The organism is Spirosoma migulaei, assembly GCF_054776855.1.
In genome coordinates this window covers 170,681-189,107 of record NZ_BAAHBG010000033.1, presented here as the reverse complement: position 1 = coordinate 189,107, position 18,427 = coordinate 170,681, and the positions used below count along the sequence as shown (strand labels likewise).

6 protein-coding genes are annotated in these 18,427 nt (G+C 48.7%); all 6 read right to left on the bottom strand.

The features are described from left to right. Positions 1-126 precede the first annotated feature (126 nt). The 6 genes from ACYVGO_RS30545 to ACYVGO_RS30520 all read right to left on the bottom strand — a co-directional run bounded on the left by ACYVGO_RS30545 (position 127) and on the right by ACYVGO_RS30520 (position 18,409). The gene (locus ACYVGO_RS30545) at positions 127-1,101 is read right to left on the bottom strand and encodes a PorP/SprF family type IX secretion system membrane protein (protein ID WP_142774698.1); all 975 of its coding nucleotides are present in this window, start codon (positions 1,099-1,101) and stop codon (positions 127-129) included. A 5-nt stretch (positions 1,102-1,106) separates the two neighbouring features. Beyond that, positions 1,107-11,735 carry an SdrD B-like domain-containing protein gene (locus ACYVGO_RS30540; protein ID WP_460972560.1) on the bottom strand — a complete coding sequence of 3,543 codons (10,629 nt, stop codon included), beginning with the start codon at positions 11,733-11,735 and terminating at the stop codon, positions 1,107-1,109. A 688-nt stretch (positions 11,736-12,423) separates the two neighbouring features. Beyond that, positions 12,424-15,693 carry a hypothetical protein gene (locus tag ACYVGO_RS30535; protein ID WP_460972559.1) on the bottom strand — a complete coding sequence of 1,090 codons (3,270 nt, stop codon included), beginning with the start codon at positions 15,691-15,693 and terminating at the stop codon, positions 12,424-12,426. Between the two features lie 117 nt (positions 15,694-15,810). After that, a complete protein-coding gene (locus tag ACYVGO_RS30530) occupies positions 15,811-16,863 on the bottom strand; it encodes an NAD(P)/FAD-dependent oxidoreductase (protein ID WP_460972558.1) in 1,053 nt (350 codons plus the stop codon). Positions 16,864-17,005: 142 nt separating this feature from the next. Next, a complete protein-coding gene (gene cmk, locus ACYVGO_RS30525) occupies positions 17,006-17,722 on the bottom strand; it encodes a (d)CMP kinase (protein WP_142774701.1) in 717 nt (238 codons plus the stop codon). Positions 17,723-17,842: 120 nt separating this feature from the next. Further along, on the bottom strand, positions 17,843-18,409 hold the full coding sequence (locus ACYVGO_RS30520) for a GNAT family N-acetyltransferase (RefSeq protein ID WP_460972557.1): 567 nt from the start codon (positions 18,407-18,409) through the stop codon (positions 17,843-17,845). Between the last annotated feature and the right edge of the window lie 18 nt (positions 18,410-18,427).

Genomic DNA, 18,427 nt, shown 5'->3' with positions numbered 1-18,427 from the left:
AGGATATATCGTATGAACAAGCAAATACTGAGCCGAAAATAAAAGCGAAAGAGTGAAAAAGTGAAAGAGCGAAAAACCTTGTAATTGGCTTTTCGCTCTTTCACTTTTTCACTCTTTCGCTTTCTCTTAGAAATAACGCGGTGTCAGGATACGGTTCTTACCGAAACCGAATTCATACCGAATCATAATCTCATGCGAACTTGGAGCAACAGTCTGTAACCCGTTCATCGTGTGATCATAGGCATACCCGAAACGGAACTGATCCGTTAACTGAACCTCCAGCATGCCAACAACAGCATCGGTCGTAAACTTAGTCCAGGTAGAAAACTGGTTCCGGCGAATCGAGGCACCAATTGAAATACGGTCGGCAAACCAGAAGTTAATGTTGCCATCAAAACCCAGTGGAGCGCCTTCGGCATACTTCACCAACATCGACGGCTTCATTTTGATACCTGGGCTTAGGCCAACGACAAAACCAGCTGCTAAGTAGGCCTGACGAGCCTGCACCGACCGATAATCCCCTACGTTATACTCGCTTAGCTTGTTCTTGATCAGGCGAGGCACGGATAAACTTAGGTATGACCGGTCGTTGCTCAGGTAGATACCCGTTCCGAAGTTCGGCAGGATCTTCGAGATGTTACTGGCAAAAGCCGGATCAAGCTGGTTATCGGGCGAGGTTTTCACCTCCGTCAGATTAGCCTGATAGCTCGAGGCACCCGCCTGTAAACCCAATGCAAGTGTTGATTTAGCTCCTACTTTGATCCGAAAGGCATAGGAAGCAAATGCACCGGCTTCCTGAATCACACCAATCTTATCGCCGTAAAGCTGTAATCCGACGCCCACCCGCTCATTATTCAGGGGCATATCCATCGTGAAGGTGGCTGTCTGGGGCGCGCCCGGTAAGCCAGTCCACTGGTTCCGGTAGAGGGCCGACATGCTCAGCACATCTCGACTACCGGCGTAGGCCGGGTTAAGGGCCATCATGTTGAACATGTACTGCGAGAACATTTTGTCCTGCTGTGCCCGGACCTGGCTGCTACCGATCCCAAGGATCAGTAGCAGCACGACTGCCCAACGTTTATTTGAAAACTGGTTTGACATCGGTATTAGCGGTTAATCGTCATGTATCGTACAAACTTGCGTCCATCGCTCAAATTAATCACGTAGTAGTACGTTCCGTCGGGTAGGCCGTTCGAATCCGAACTGACTGCAATACCCGAATTAGGCTTACCATCCCAATCGTTGTGGTAATCGGCGTTGGCGTACACCAGATGACCCCAGCGGTTGTAAACATCCAGACTAACAGTCAGGCCAGCGGTTCCACGAATCACGAACAGATCGTTGATACCATCACCGTTTGGCGAGAAACCTTCTGGGATGAAGATAGCCAAATACGTTGGTGGCAGATTCAGCGCCGTTGCTTCGCGTTCGTTCGAATCGGTTGGGTTTTCATTTCCATTCAGGTCAGGATTCAAACCACTCGTCGACACATCACTAACCGTACCTGTTTTAGCGATTGCCTGCGCATACGCTGAGTTCAGGAACGTTGTTGTGCTACCGTTCGAAGCGATATTCACCACTACCTGAATCGTATCGACTTTACCCGCTGCCAGCTTGCTGGTGCTGTCGCCCAGAACGATTACGGGGTCATTGCCACCGTCGAAGTTCGGGTTCAGTTTCAGCGCACTACCTGTTGAGGTAATAATCGGTGCACTAACCACTCGGTAGGTCGATCCTGTCTGGTTGTTGAAGACCTTCGACAGCGTATCGCTCACGCTCACATTTTTCAGCGGATCTGGACCGTAGGCTTTCACTACAATCTGATACGTTACGTTAAAGCTACCATCTGCCTGACGAACCGTATCACGAACCGACATAGCGACACCAATATACGACGTAGACGAGAGACTGTTCAACACAATCGGAGTCGACTGACTGTTGTTGCGTGGATCCAGGTCATTATCTGGGTCATCATTGGTACCAGCAGTTGATACATCTTCTACCACCTCATCTGTCGGCGTTAAGGCCGATGCCAGCGCCGTGTTGTAGAAGGTAAGCGAATCAGCACTCTTCACATCCACACGAACGGTGAAGTTCAGGGTTGCTTTTGCACCTACCGCCAGCGTACTCGCCGAATCAACCAGCATGTTGGTGATCAGACCCTGACCCGAGTAAGTTGGATCAACACTAATCGTACCTGTACCGCTAACTGAAATCTGATTGCTGACAATCAGCGCGCCATGTCCAAAGGCTTGGGAGAGGTTATCCACTACCTGAACCTTCTTGAGGGCTACTTTACCCAGGTTGCTCAGAATAATTGTGTACGGAATGTCGTAGACACCTTCTGAAACCAGCGTTGGCGTACCAACCGATTTAGCTACCCCAAGCAAGCCTTTCGGCAGATCGAAGCGAACCGTTGTCGATACAGAGCCTGCGGGGTTTGGATCGATTCCATTGTTGGATATATCCAGAACCGACTGACTTCCATCGAGGGTAGTACCCGTAGCGGTTGCTGTGGAATAGAACGGACCGTTGTTTCCATTGGTCTTCACATTCACAACGAACACCACTGTATCCTGTGCACCGGCCGCTAATGTGCTGGCGGTACCGAGAATATTGGGTTGTGTATTACCATCGAAGCCTGCATTAGCAACTAAGGTACTACCAGCGCCTACTACCGGCGCTCCTACTACACTGTACGAAGCAGGCGAGGCAAATACCTTACTCAGGCTATCCGTCACACTTACATTCTTCAGATCCACATCACCGAAGTTCTTGATCGTCGCTTTGTAGGTGACGTTGTACGAACTATCTGGTAGCTGCTCTACTTTAACAACCGCCAGCGCCAGGCCAATACTTGGTCCTTGTGGCTGTGCAGCGTTCAGTGTGAAGCTGGCAGCACTGGTGTTGTTTGTCGGATCGCCATCGTTATCCGGGTCAGCATCACCACCGCTCGTCGAGATGTCGGATACGGTTGTCAGGCTATTGAAGGCCGTTACAATACCGTAGTTATTGAACGACTTAGTCGAATCACCCGCAGTCCGTTTCACCGTCACATCCAATACGATCCGTTCTGAATGACCTGGCGTGATATAGCTAGTAGAGTCAAGCATGATACTGTTGCTACCCGTTCCGGTAAAGGCCGGATTCAGTTTCAACGAGGAGCTAACACCTGGCAACGTCACTTTCGCATCGATCACCGTGTTTGGCGAGAATGCATAGGCCAGGTCATCTGCCACCTGCACATGCTTCAGCGTGTCATCACCAAAGTTCGTTACTACAAATTGGTACGAGACTTTGATGAGCGAATCACCTATTGCTTTCGGTGTTCCGAGTACGGCTTTAGCTAAACCAATCAGACTGTGCTTTTGAGCCGATGTGTCTTTCACCGTTACACTCGAGCTGTTGTTAGCCAGGTTGGTGTCTTGGTTGTCGAGATAAGTAATCTCGGCCTTGTTGACAACGTCCTGACCTTTTACCAGCAGCTTAGCAGCAAACACAATCTGTGTAGAAGCACCTGCTTTCAGGCTATCGATCGTTTGGGTAATCACGCCGTTCGATACCTTATAGGATGGTGATGATGCAGGCACCAGCTCCAGTCCTTTAGGTAGTACGTCACGAACATCGATGTTCTTCGCGGTGTGGGGTCCTGCGTTACTCACCGTAATGGTGTAGGTAACAGGCTCACCGTTTTTCACGAAGGCTGTGCTGACCGTTTTAGCGATACTAACATCGGTATTGAGTGTATCTGTAGCACAGTTGAACACCTTAACGACCACTTTAGATGGCTTGCTCACACAGCCCAGCGCGTTTTTCTCAACAATCCAGTAATTGCCTTCGCAAACTGAATCTGGACGAATCACGATGTTTGACGTGCTACACTCACAAATCCGATAGGTATACGTGCTACCTGGGTTTGTCGAAGAAAGAGCCGTTGTCAGGTCAACTATTTTCGACGGGCAGGTATTGCGCAGATTGTGTACCAGCGGAGGTAGAACAGGCTCACTAACCTTCACAACCACAGCATCCGATTTAACCGAGCTACAGCCTTTACCATCGTAAAGTTGAACGCTGTAGACTCCGCTTTTCTTCACGACGATGCTCTGAGTTGTTTCGTTATCGCTCCATTTGTAACCCGAAGCACCAGCTGGTGCTTTCAGGGTTACCGAATCACCGTAGCAGAGGTTCAGGGCACCAACTACTGTCACAACAGGTATCGACTTGATACCGTCGATGGTCAGCAGCATAGCATCCGTTGCCACTGGGCAGGCTGCGTTGTTTGTGCTTACCGATAAGGTCAGGGTTACTTTACCCGACAGTACGTCTTCGGCACTTGCTGTATAGATCGCATTCAATGCATACGAATTATCGAAGGTACCACTACCACTGGTGGTCCAGTGGGCGGTTTTACCCGCACCACCCATGACACCACTCAGTTGATAACTCTTCGCGGCACACACACTGGCGTCAGGGCCAGCACTGGCTGTTGCCGGATTCTGTCCATCGCAAGGCGTTGGCTCCGTGCATGTCGTAATCTGCACATGAATGGCAACCGGCAGACCTACACAACCATTAACAGTCCGTTCAACAACGTAGTACGTTCCGGTACCAACGTGTGCTGGATCAGCTACTTTCGACGCACCACTTAACGATGCGTCTGTGTAGTATTCGAACACACCACCCGTTGTTGCTGGGCTACCCGTGATTGCCTTAGACAGATCAGCAGTTGTAATCGGACATACATTGGTTATATCCGCTACCGTTGGCTGAGGCACTTTCGGCAGAACCGTTACTGTAACGGGTTGCGATGGTACGCTCTTACAAGCGTTCGAGTTGCAGCAGCGAGCCGTGAAGGTTGCTGAGCTAGCCAGCGATACCGTGATCGAGTTACCCACTTCATTGTTCGACCAGGTTACGTAACTGTTTGGCGAACATCCTTCAGCAACCAGGGTTACTGGGGCGCCGAAGCAGGTTGTCGTGCTGGCCGTAGCGCCAATGATCGAAACCGTTGGAGCAGACGGTGCACCTACCTTGATGGTCGTATAAGCAGACCAGTCACCTTCGCATGTACCTACTTTACACTTCACGCGGTAGCTTACATCTGAGGTCGGGGTTACAGTCAGCGTGCTGCCTGTTGTTCCATCCGACCAGACATAATTACCACTTTCGCAGCCTGTAGCCGTCAGTGAAAGTACTTCGCTCACACAGATAGCTGACTTGTTGCTTACGATAATCGGGATAGTTGGTGCAGCGATGACAATGTGTACAGATGCCGATGGCTTGCTTGGGCAACCATCAATCTGACAGATTGCAGTCAATACCCGTTCGGTATAAACCGACGTTGAATAGACTGAACCATAAGGGCCATCTGACCAGATTACCGTACCATTTTCACAACCGGTAGCGGTGATCGACACAGGGCCACCCCAGCAAACCGTGAGCGATGAGCCAACCGACAGCGTTGGTGGTGCCACCACAGTTACGTTCACTTTCGCGCCTGTTTTATCCAGATCAGCACACTTCGTACCAATTAGTGCCAGTACATCGGCCGTTGTCGTGATGCCGGTGTGTACTGCAGACAGATCAAAGTAGTTCTTATCACCTGCGTTAGCGTTATAGACCAGCGTTTGGATGGTATATAATCCACCATCACTCCTGCCGTCTAAGTACGGTATGGTATTGATAGTGAAGCTTGGCGTGATGCTGGTTTGCCGAATTACACCGCCTTTCGACAGCAGATACACGAGCGAATAACCACTTGGCTGAACGAGTCCACCATTAAGCGTTGCTCCGATCGTTACTGTGCCACTTGTACCACCACAAACCGTTCCGTTCACCGCTACCAGTGAGCCAGCTTTCGCTATGCAATCACCTGGGTTGATGATGATCGTAATCGACGGATCGCTCAGACACTCGCGGAACTGACACTGTGCATAGTAAGTCTGCGTACCTTCTGGTCGCACGACGATAGACGCACCTTTGTTATTTCCATTGATGTCATTAGCTGACCAGATTACGGTACCAGCACAACCTGTAGCTGTCAACGTAACCGTACCACCTGGCTCAACAGCTGTAGCCGATGCAGTAATCGTTGGAACCGCCATTAGGATTACCGTGATGGTATGCCCTTCTGTTGTTGCACTTTTGCAAACACCATCCTGACAGTACACTGTGTAGGCGGTCGTTACAGTTGGCGATACAACGATGCTCGTTGTCGTTTCGCCCGTGCTCCAGTGAGGAGTACCCTGGCAGTTTTTCACCGAGAACTTCACTTGCTCACCTGGGCAGATCGTATCGGCACTGCATAGGCAGCGAACAATAGTCGGCGTTGGCGTTGGAGTTACGTTGATATTGATCACATTCGACTTCCCGGTGCCGCACAGCGTACCACTAGTTGGTTTGCAGAGCGCATAGAACTCGTGGTTGCCAGTTGTTGCTGTTACAGAAACAATGGAACCGGTCTGACCATCCGACCATTTCACCGTACCCTCGCAACCCGTGGCTGTCAGCGAGACGATACCACCATCACAGATAGCCTGTGTCGATGCAGTGATCGTTGGGGCCGGAGCCGTAGAGGTATTGACCGTTACACGAACCTTGTTTGATGGTTCGCTTTCACAAGAACCCTGTTTGCAGGTAGCGTAGTATTCTTTGGTCTCGGTTGGGTAAATGTTGATGCTGGCACCAACTTTATCAACACCATGCCATTGAATTGTACCGTTACAACCTGTAGCTGTTAGAGAGAGCAGGTCTCCGCTGCAAACGAGCGTCTTACTAACCTTAACAATCGGTGATTGTGGGGTTACCACTGCGACATTCACCGTATTCGATGGATCGCTCAGGCAGTTCCGGAACTTACATTGCGCGAAGTAGCTAATGTTAGCCGTTGGAGACACCGTGATGGTCGATCCAGTTTTACCTCCTACGTTCCAGTAGACAGTTCCGTTACAATCAGCAGCCGTCAGGGTAATTGAACCACCGGCACAGATTGTATCGGCGCTGGCTGTTACAGTCGGAATAACCGGAGCCACAACCTTGATCGTGTACACCGCAGACGACTTGCTTACACAAGCCCCGCTCTTGCAGTACACCGAGTAGCTATTGTTACCAAGTGTTGGCGTAACAACGATGCTGGTTGTTGTAGCCGTGGTGCTATTCCATACGGGCGTACCCACACAGTTTTCAACTGTCAGCGTCAAGGCTTCACCTGGGCAGACAACGGTTGAGCTACAAACGATCGTTGGTGTTGGACTATCCGTATTCACATTGATCGTTTTCACCGCTGGGTTGCTTAGGCAGCTTGCCATCCGGCACTGCGCCGTGTAGGTCGTTTTGCCATAAGGCGTTACCACAATTGATGTACCCGTTTGCGCCTTATCAGACCATTCGATGATGCCACCCGCACAACCCGACGCCGTGAGCGTTACAGAAGTACCTGGGCAAACATTATCGGCACTAGCCGTAATCGTTGGTGCTTGTGGTTCTACGATCGTTACTGTGATTGGGTTCGATGCAGCACTTGTGCACTGACCAACTACGCAACTAGCCGTATAGATCGTTGTTACCGTTGGGCTCGCAAAAATTGTCGAACCACGATGACCATCAGACCAGATCACGGTACCATCAGCACAACCTTTCGCACTTAGCGTAGTTGTTCCACCCTTGCAAATCTCGGTGATTGCACACACGATAGATGGTGGGTTAACAGCGCACGGATTAACCGGGATTGTAACCGATGAGGTATCGTTCTCTGTGTGATTCGGATCATTGTCCGGGCTTTTAACAATTGCCGTATTCTTAATCGAACCGGAACCAACGATGGTTGCTTCAACCAGGAGGTTACGATCTGAATTAGCGGTCATTGTACCGATTGACCAGATTCCAGTAGCCGGACTGAACTGACCAACAGGTGTTGAGCTTACGTATGTCAGCGATGCTGGCAGTAGTTCACTTACAGTCACACTAGTAGCCGTGATCGGGCCATTATTTTTAACCGTGATAGCATACGTAATTTTCTGACCTACACTATATGGACCAGGCGTTACTACGGTTTTCACAATACCCAGATCAGCCAGGCATTTGCCAACGGTGATCGTCAGGGATGAGCGAGTGCTTACGCAACCTGCCTCATTGAAGGCTTCAGCGTAGTAGACAACAGAACCGGCTTTCGATGGCGTTACCACCAGTTTACCTCCGCTTTGTGTTGTACCAATCAGCTTACCATCTTCATCATACCAGTTGATTCTGGCACCCGGAGCAAAGCCAATCAGTTTCGTGCTGCTACCCTGGCAAACCAGTGTATCGTCGCAGGCCACATTTACAGGAGCATCTGGCCGCTTACTGATCTGTGCAATCAGTGAGCTAGTTGCTGCCTGACAAACACCTTGTCCGTCTGGATCATTGGTCGTTGCTGTGATCAGGACACTGCCTGCTGTAATATCGGCAGCAGATGGGATGTACGTCGATGTCAGGCTGGATGGGTTACTAAATACACCCGTACCATTTGACGACCAGGTTACACTCGTTGCTGAACCAGACAGTACCGCTTTGAGCGGGATAGCATCGTTAGAGCAGGACAATACACCTGGACCAACATTTACACCAGCTACGCTCTGGCAGCTGCAATCAACAATTTCAACAGTTAGTACCGTTGGGTTGCTGTAGCAATTACCCGATTTAGCGAACAGATAGTATTTACCAGCACCTACAGCCGTCAGGTTCGTTACCCGTGTAGCGTTCGAACGATCAATGCTCGTGTACCACTCGTAAATCAAACCAGTGCTGTGGTTTTCTACCTGAATTTTAGTCAGATCAACCGTTGTTGCTGGGCAGGTATTTTTCGTATTACCCAGGCAAATTGGCGTTGGTACCGTTGTAACCTCAACGACAACCGGTTTACGAGCGCTCTTACATCCATCTGGTGTAGTCACCTCAACATAGTAAACGGTCGTTGTTGTCGGTTTAACCGAAACTTCTTCACCGCTGCCAACAATGGCAAAGGCGGTTCCGTCATATGGCGTCAAGTACCAGCAAACTTTAGCTTGTGGGACCGGAGTCGTAGCAACTAGCTTAATTGAGTCGCCATTACAAATCGTTGCATCATTCGATACCACCAAATTATAGTTGGTTGGGCATGATGGATAGTAGCCAGCATCCAGATTTGGATTGAACTCGCCTGGGGCTAAGGTTACCGATTGAGTGCGGCCCGTGATTGGATCCGCATCACTATCTAAAGAACCGTTGCCACCCTGATGAGATAACGTAGCCGTGTAACCCGATGGCGTCGTGAAGCCTACCGAGTAGCTCAGGCTACTGCCTGGAGTCAGACCCGTGAAGCTGTAGAAGCCAGTGGCGTTGGTCACCGTTGTTGCCGAGGCTACTCCGTTTACATAGAGCGTAACCACAACACCCGCAATTGGGGTGTCTCCACCATCCTGAATACCGTTCTTATTATTGTCCGCAAAGACGTAATCGCCTAAACCAGCACCTGGAATGTAGAAGCCAGCGTCCAGGGTTGGGTTGAACTCACCTGGGGCTAACGTCACGGACTGAGTGCGGCCCGTGATTGGATCCGCATCACTGTCCAGGGCATCATCCGAACCCTGGTTAGCCAACGTAGCGGTGTAACCACTTGGGGCGGTGAAGCCTACCGAGTAGCTCAGGCTGCTGCCTGGGGTCAGACCTGTGAAGCTGTAGAAGCCAGTGGCATTCGTCACCGTTGTTGCTGAGGCTACACCGTTTGTATATAAGGTAACAACAACACCCGCAATTGGGGTATCTCCTGTATTCTGAATACCGTCTTTGTTGGCATCGAAGAATACATAGTCACCCAAGCCAGCCGAAGGAATGTAGAAGCCAGCGTCCAGGGTTGGGTTGAACTCACCCGCAGCCAGCGTCACCGACTGGGTACGACCTGTAATCAGATCGGCATCACTGTCCAGGGCATCATCCGAATCCTGGTTAGCCAACGTGGCCGTGTAACCGCTTGGTGTCGTGAAGCCCACCGAGTAGCTCAGGCTACTGCCTGGGGTCAGACCAGTGAAGCTATAGAAGCCAGTGGCGTTGGTCACCGTCGTTGCTGAGGCTACGCCATTGGTATATAAGGTAACCAAGACGCCCGCAATTGGGGTGTCTCCGCCATCCTGAATACCGTTCTTATTATTATCGGCGAAAACGTAGTCACCCAAGCCAGCCGATGGCAGGTAGAACCCAGCATCTACTGTTGGATTGTTTCGTGCAGTACTGGATTCGGGCTGGCTCGTATCTATCATATATACGCCCGTAAAACCATTTAATCCAGCATCACTATCCAAGTCATCAGTCACACCTGCGGCATTTACCGATGTAGATTGATAGCCTGTTGGCGAAATAAATTTCACCACATACTTGCCATCTGTCAAGCTATCAAACAGGTATTTACCGCCACCAGCAGTAACGGTTGAGTCTAACTTAGTTGTACCGGTCTGATCGTACAGATAAACTTTAACGCCATCTATACCTGGCTCACCAGTTGTTTGTGCACCATCCTTATTAAGGTCTTTCCATACATAATCACCTAAACTACCATAAGGTCCCTGAATGACCTGAATGTCACAGCAGTTCGTAGCCGGACAACCACCACGGTAGGTTACGAACCGATAGGTGCCTGGGCTTTTGATCGTCAGGGAAAAATCGCTGTTGACCTCAGCTAGTGAAGTCGATACCGCCGATGTACTAATTGGCGTGTTGTCACGATACCAAACAATCTGGTCGTAGCCAGATGGGATCGTTACCGTATATTCGTCACCCACGTACCAGAGAATTGGTACCGAAAAACAAACAGCGTCGTAATCATCTTCTACCAGACTCTGATTATTCGGAATTGAATTCGAATCTGTCTGATCAGCTGCAATGACTTCAGCCGTATTAAACCAAACGCCCCGTTCTAAAACAGTCGCTTTTAAAACGACAACTGCCGAATCGCCCGGAGCAATAGAAGGAATAGTCCAGTTACCAACAGTAGCTGTTGCCGAACCCGTTGGCGTGTAGGTTCCCGTTCCGCGTGTAACAGTAGCAGATCCTGGTACGAACGCCACACCACCAACGGGCAATTTATCTTGTACAGATACATTCGTTGCCGTGACGGAGCCTGGTGCATTAGCCACTACAACAGTATAGGTAACAATGTCACCAATGACTGGAGCCTGTGTACTGATACTCTTATGAAGGCTTAGGTTAATGGTTCCCTGCGCCTGTGCGTATACGGGTGAACCAACTAACCAAAGCAACAGAAGAGAGAATACAGACAACGCCCCTTTCAGGACGGGTCTCTTTGTGCCAGAAGCCGAATCGACAAATGAGGATAGCAACTGATAAAAGTTGCTTCTCATTGGCGGTTTCGACCTCACAGCGCCTAATCCTCCGCCCGTATCTGCGAGCAGAGCCGTTTCGTGAGGTGACTTGTTTAGTATAAATTGCTCATTCATTGGTCGTTGTGCAAAAAAATGATAGGCTTTTTTCTCGATATAAACAGGGTACCCGGGTGGCCCAGAATCGGGTATATCGGGCGGTTCCGGATCAAATCCTACCAAATCCTGGGTACTGCTCTTCATACGTCCGGGCTGAGCCAATAACAACGAGGAGGTAGAGGCTTCATCAGCCTCTACAGCTGCCTGAAATGGAAGAATTCCCCCATGAATCAGTCCCCAGATGTGGCTTATTATCCGTCCGGCAAAGCGAACTAGTTGATTACTCATGCCAATAGATTGGCGGACCTGCTCTGAAGCGGTGCGGCAAATCACAGGCTCAAGACGTTCTGTGTGTAGTGTAGACATTTCTTCCATCTGCAACTTAATTTGGGACGATCTCACAGTGCAAAACAGTACTCTACAGAATATATAAATATTCTGACCAGCTGACCGCATATAAGTCACGGTAAGCTAATCGAGTGTAAAAGGGCTATTTTGCTTTCTAAAAATTAACTAAAACTATGCCAAATCACAGCCACTTTTCGGATCTTCTGCGCAATACGCATTAAAATGCTGTTTACTAGACACTTACCGCTAAGTAACTATTTTGCCACTGTGTTATTATAGCCATGAATGCACTTGATAGCATTAACCCAATAGGGAGTAGTTGAAGCGCCAAGTGGTTAGCGAAAACTATGCCAACTACATTGTATACAGCCTTGCTCTGTTTATTTATTTGTGTTGCAATCATTACAAAGAGACAGTTACAACAGCCATGGTGGCTTAGCTAGGCGATCAAAAAGAGGGAGAGTAGATCAATTTATGGAGGGACCTATAGCTTAAATAGCTACCTAAGCGGGCGAATATACTGTCCTGGTGCCTTACATTTAGTAGTAATTTACTTTTCGGCTACTATTAGTGCATAAAAAAAGCCACTCTTTATGAGTGGCTTCGAACGTTCTATAGTAGCGTTTATTTAGAAATCATAGCCAAGTGTCAGGTACGCAATTGGTTTCCCAACTGTTTTATCTTCAAGGCCCCAGGCATAATCAAACTTAACAAAATAACCAAAAATCATAGTCCGTACGCCTGCTCCGTATCCAATCAGGAATGGATTCTTAAAGTTTGTTACGATTGCCCGGAATGGTATGCTTCCTCCACCAACAACCTCCGTATTCAGGCTATTTTGCTGACTAAAAGGCCCACTCCCCGTCCAGGCGGTGCCAATGTCGGTAAAGGCAACTAATTGAAGATTTCGCAGGAAATTCGAGGTTATATTACCCCGATACAGGTATCGCACCAACGGCAGGCGAAGCTCAGCGTTAAAGAGCATATAACTGTTACCTGTCAGTTTGCCCTGCCGGAAGCCGCGTAATGGAGCCGCAAAATCCAGGAAGAATACATCACGATAATCATAGGGAATTTCGTTGCGCATCGTGTTTGGAACCAGCAGCGGATTCGACGCAATCTGTTCTTTAGGATTGGGTCCAATCCAGTTTTCCATACCACCCAGTGTGCTCTTCTTGGGAGCAGATCCACCAGACTGGCTAAACGCGAAACGGGTAGCAAGAATCAGATCGCGATGGATTTTCTGGTAATGCCTTAAATCGAGCGACAGGCGCCGGAACCCATCCGAAGAAGACCGTAAGCCTGCATATTCTTCAAACCGAAGTTTGGCTTTTGTACCCACCAGCATATTCATGCCGTTCACCTGTGTATTATCGAAAACAAATTCCGCTCGTAGACCAGCATAATCGGATACATGATCGGGCTCAGCAAACGAGGACAGATCGATCAGGCGCGTAAGGGCATAAAATGGAGAAGCCGTAAACCGACTATTGACGGAAATCGGATAGGAAGCCGATACGGCAAAGCGGTTGTATCGGTATTTCTGAAGCAGTCCAGCACCATCAACAAACAGCGTTTGGCGGTCAATTCGCGCGCCATAATCAATGCGATGTGTCAGGTTTGTGTATTCAGCAAACAGATCGCTATTACGCAATGTGTTGGTCAGGCTAATGAACCCACCGGCACGAAGCACATGATTTTCCAACAAATCGGTCAACGTCACTTCCTGTGCATAGCCAAAGCCCTTGATAGGATCAATACGCCAGTTTGAGGGAGCTTCGTTAATACCAAACGTACCTTTATAGTCAAATGGACCCCGGATTGTGATATTTTCCCGGCGACGATTTCGGGGCAATGTTGTTGTCAGGCCTGGCGAAACGCCTGCAGTTGTACGACGTTGACGATATTCGGCAGATTTTAGGACCTCGGGATCAAACTGATAGTTATCTGTATCTACCTCGCCGGGCTCCAAAGCCAGCCTTTTAGTTAGATCAGGTTGGCCAGCCTTGGTTTGATTGCGGCTAGCGGCACTCGTATCAGCCGTCACACGACCAGCTTGGCGGGCAGTGTCGCTTTTAACTTCTCCCGTACGGGCTGCATTCGCGCGAACTGTGCTTAGGCTTCGCTGGGTGGGAGGCACCTGCACCGATTGGTTTATATTCAGTTGTGAACGAAATCCTATGTATTCATCCCCGTTTTTTAAACTGCTATACACGAAGCCACCATTCGATGGCGTAAGGTCATATAAATGAATACTTTGGGGAAAAGCCGTTATTTGGGACAACGACTTGCTTTCTGTATTTAACCGGTACAGATTTCGAATGCCGTATACATCATTGAGGAAATAAACTGTTGTTTCACCTGCGGGGATAGGTTGCGTTGCGTGGGAAAGAGAATCCGTCAGCCGAACGACCGATAAATCCCGGGCGCTTCCCTCATGAGTGAACAGCGACATGTAATCACGAACCGTTCTGTATGATCCTTTATCGACACCCAATGTATCTTCTCTACGGTTCGAGCTGAAGACTACCTGGCGGGCTGTGCGACCAATGAATGCCGGATATAAATCGTCGTACAAATCGTTGGTTAACTGCTGATAGGAGCCCCGATTAATGCTATACAGAAACAGGTCATTCTGCCCTTTCCGTTCAGCGCTCAGAATCAGGCTGCCCCCATCCTCCGAAGCATCCATCCAGATAACCTGGGATAATCCCGTCACCTTACGTTTAAATTCCCGCTTGGCTCGTTTCTCAAACCCGCTAAACTGATAGAGGTTTGTTTCACCTAGTTCATCGGTAATGATCAGTAGGTTGTTGTCTTTTTGCCAGGCTACTAATGGTGTACTGGTATGCGTTGCCTGACCATCGAGCCGATAGCCCCCTGATAAAATCGTCGACTTTTTATAATTGGCCGTATTGACAACCTCAACATGGAATTTGCCGTCTCGTAGAATCGTATAGGCGATAAACGCTTTATCGGGGCTTAATTTCAGACTCACTAATGATGACTTATCGTCGGCAGAGCCTACTTTGAGCTGAAAATCGTCCGTGCCTTGTTGATACGATTGGGCTATACTACTGGCCATACCTGCGTAGTATTCTCGCCATTCACGCAAAAACCGACTGTAGGGCACACCCAGCGTACTGGAAATGCTGCTTTGCTCATTGCGGATTATACGTGTCAGGTTCAGGATATTTGACACATTGTCTCGACCATACCGCTGCACAATATAATTCCAGATTGAATGGCCAACCCGTTCAGCCTCAGCGCCAGCCAATAGAGACGGCTTTTTGACAGGACGCGTTAGCGAGACATCCCGCATATAATCATCCAGTTCCAGGCTATTCCCTTCGGCTATGTACGAGGCAATACCAGGCATGAACCAGTCTGGAAGAGTAAGTAGAAGTGAACTCTGAAGGGCATCTTTCAGGCTTCCTCCGTAGAGCATATCATACACAAACAGCATGGCGATGTCGTGTACAACTTGCCGACGGAAGCTGATCTGATCACCGGTGAACGCCAGTTCAACCCGCGATTTAGACAGGTTCTGTTCCCGACTACTCAGTCCACTCTGCGAATTAAGGCCAATGTTGCTCTGGGCAAGTTCGGCAGGTGAGTTAAAGAGGAAGACCTTAACCCGATTGTAAGGCGTATAACCAAGTAGCTCGGTAATTCGATCGAATTCCGATTCGGCATATTGTGCCGTCAGGTTAGCAAGCTGGCTGCCATCCTGATAATAGTAAATCTCGAAATTCGAGGTACGGATTATTTTCCACTCGAAGTTTCGATATTGAATCCGATTTTTTCCGAATCGCTCCAGCGACGGATAGTTTTGTGCCGAAGCCAGGCTCAATCCGCCCAGCCACAGAACCACTAACAGAATGTATTGATTTCGCATAACAAGACAACCAGTACACTATCCCCTACTCGTACAGAGAATAGCGTTTAAAGACTGAATACTACCTAAAAAAGATGAACTTTCGATGCATTACATCTACTATTCTGATTCGTGTTACTATAACGAAACATAGCGGCTAATATTCGCTTCCGGCTCCAAATCTTCGCCATCTAGTAAATGACGGGAAAACTGTTCAGCCAAATACGGAGCCAGTGATACCCCTTTTGTACCCATACCTCCAAAAATACCAACCGCCGGTTGGGTTGGATGTAAGCCAATAAACGGTCGCCGATCTTTGGTCGACGGACGGATACCGGCCTGCTGCGCTACCACCTGGTACGGAACTTTCAAAAGCTCGCGTACTTTCGACTCTAAAAACGCACGACCATCGTCCGTTGTTTGCCAATCCAGGTCATGCCAGCTATAGGTAGCACCAATCTTCAACAACCCATCCCGAACAGGCAAAATAAAAATTCCCTGATTAACTATGTTCTTAATAGAGTAATTCTCCGCAACCGCTGTCAGAAGCTGCCCTTTCACAGGATTGTACGGAAGCCAGTCAAATAATGAATTCTCGCGGGCTTGAACCCCATCACAAAATATAACTTTCCCGATAGTAAGCCCCTGATAGTCGGTAGTAGTCTCGCTGATTTTCAGATCTTCAACACGGACATACCCTTCAAAATATTGATTTTTTTTTATAAAATAACCCTTTATAATTCTGATGAACTCCGTTAAATCCAACCAGCCAGCCTGGGTTACTTCAAGCCCTCCAAACGGATTAGCAATAAACTTACTATACGCCTGGTTATCAACAGCTTTAGAAACATATTGTTGCACATCAGGGTCATTTGCTATTGCCACATAGCTCGTTTGTTCAGCAAGTGAGCGGAATGGGCGATAAATATTTTTTGGATGAAAGAAGCGGACGTTGAGTTCCTGTTCAATACCCGAATAAAACTGATGCAGAAAGGGAAATAACTCGTTGGCCTTCCAGGTATGAACGAGTTTGCGGCCCGTGAGCGGATTGACGATGCCAGCGGCTACCGACGACGCCGAGGGAAGGGCAGGATCGTCGGCGAGTATAACCGAGCAACCACGCTGATCAAGCGTCCAGGCCAGCACCGACCCGGCCACACCCTGACCCACAATCAAAAAATCAACGTTCATTCGTAGTTGGTGGAGTAAGTGAAATGGGTGGAGTGAGTGGAAGTAGTGAAGTGAGTGGAATAAGTAAAATGGGTGCTGGAGACAATGTACTCTATTGACTTACCACACCTACTCCACCTATTTCACTTCGTTACCGACTCCACTACTTCATCAGTAACTTTCGTTCCCGCTTACGATGAAGTTCGGCCAGACGATGGTCGGCGAGTTCAATGACCCAGTCAACCTGTTCTTCGATGGTCATATGCGATGTATCTAACAACACGGCATCAGGCGCCTGTACAAGTGGGCTTTCGGCGCGGGTTGTATCAATACGATCCCGTTTCTCTAAATTATTGATTATATCCTGAAGATTAACCAGTTCTCCTTTCGCCAATAGTTCCTGCTGTCGGCGTTTGGCCCGGGTGTAGGTATCGGCAGTCATAAACACCTTCACTTCAGCGTCCGGAAACACCTTTGTTCCAATATCCCGGCCATCCATAACCAGTCCCCGACGGCGGCCCATTTTCTGCTGTTGTGCCACCATAGCCCAACGCACTTCAGGAATGGCACTCACCTCGCTTACAATATTGGAGATGTACATTTTCCGAATTTCCTCCTCTACGTTCAGGCCATTCAGGTAAGTTTCGTTCCTGCCCGTACGGGTATTATGCTTAAACGTAATGTGGATTTTTTCGAGGGCTTCTGTTACTTCTTTCTCACTGGAAAGTGCAACATGTTCCTGCATAAAATACAGGCTAACAGCGCGGTACATTGCTCCAGTGTCAATATATCCATAGCCCATCTGGGCGGCCACCGCCTTAGCCGTTGTGCTTTTTCCACAACTGGAATATCCGTCAATTGCAATCACTATCTTCGGCATGAATAGTGGGTCCGCCGAAGCGGTAAGGTTCAACAAGTTAACCACAAAAAATGGCGTATAGTTAAGTAAGTTTTAGCCAGCACATCATGAAAATAAACTGAACTCGGAAACAATGGCTAACTAACGCTTAGTGGTTGAGGAATTTAACTCTCGATGTTCAGAGCGGAGGATAGAAAAAATATGTTCGTCTAAATACTGATTGTTTTTAACCGCTGCTTTCCGATGAATTGCTTCATGTGTATATCCGGCAGTTTCAAGTACACGCATCGAGCCAATATTTCCCTCCAACACGCATGCAAAGATGCGATTAACCTGGAAATTCTGAAAGATATAATTTGTCATAATCGGTACAGCCTGGGTCATAACACCCCTCCCCCAGTAATCTTCGCTGATCCAATACCCGATTTCGGCATTGTATCGGTAAATATCATCCTTTACCGTAAAGCCTATATTACCAACCGCTTGCCCATCTATTTCTACCGCCAGGTTGTTAGGCTGTTGATAGGATTTGTTGGAGCGTACCCATGAATGTGCATCGCGGGGCGTGTATGGATACGGAAAAAAGTCGCGAACATTGTTCCAGATATGCCGATTGCTGGCATGCCGAACCAACGACTCTTCATCACCCTCGCGCCAGGGACGAAGTTGGCCGATAGAAAGAGGAAAGCAGATCAACGAAGTAGTCAAAGAAGCTCAAGTTAATAG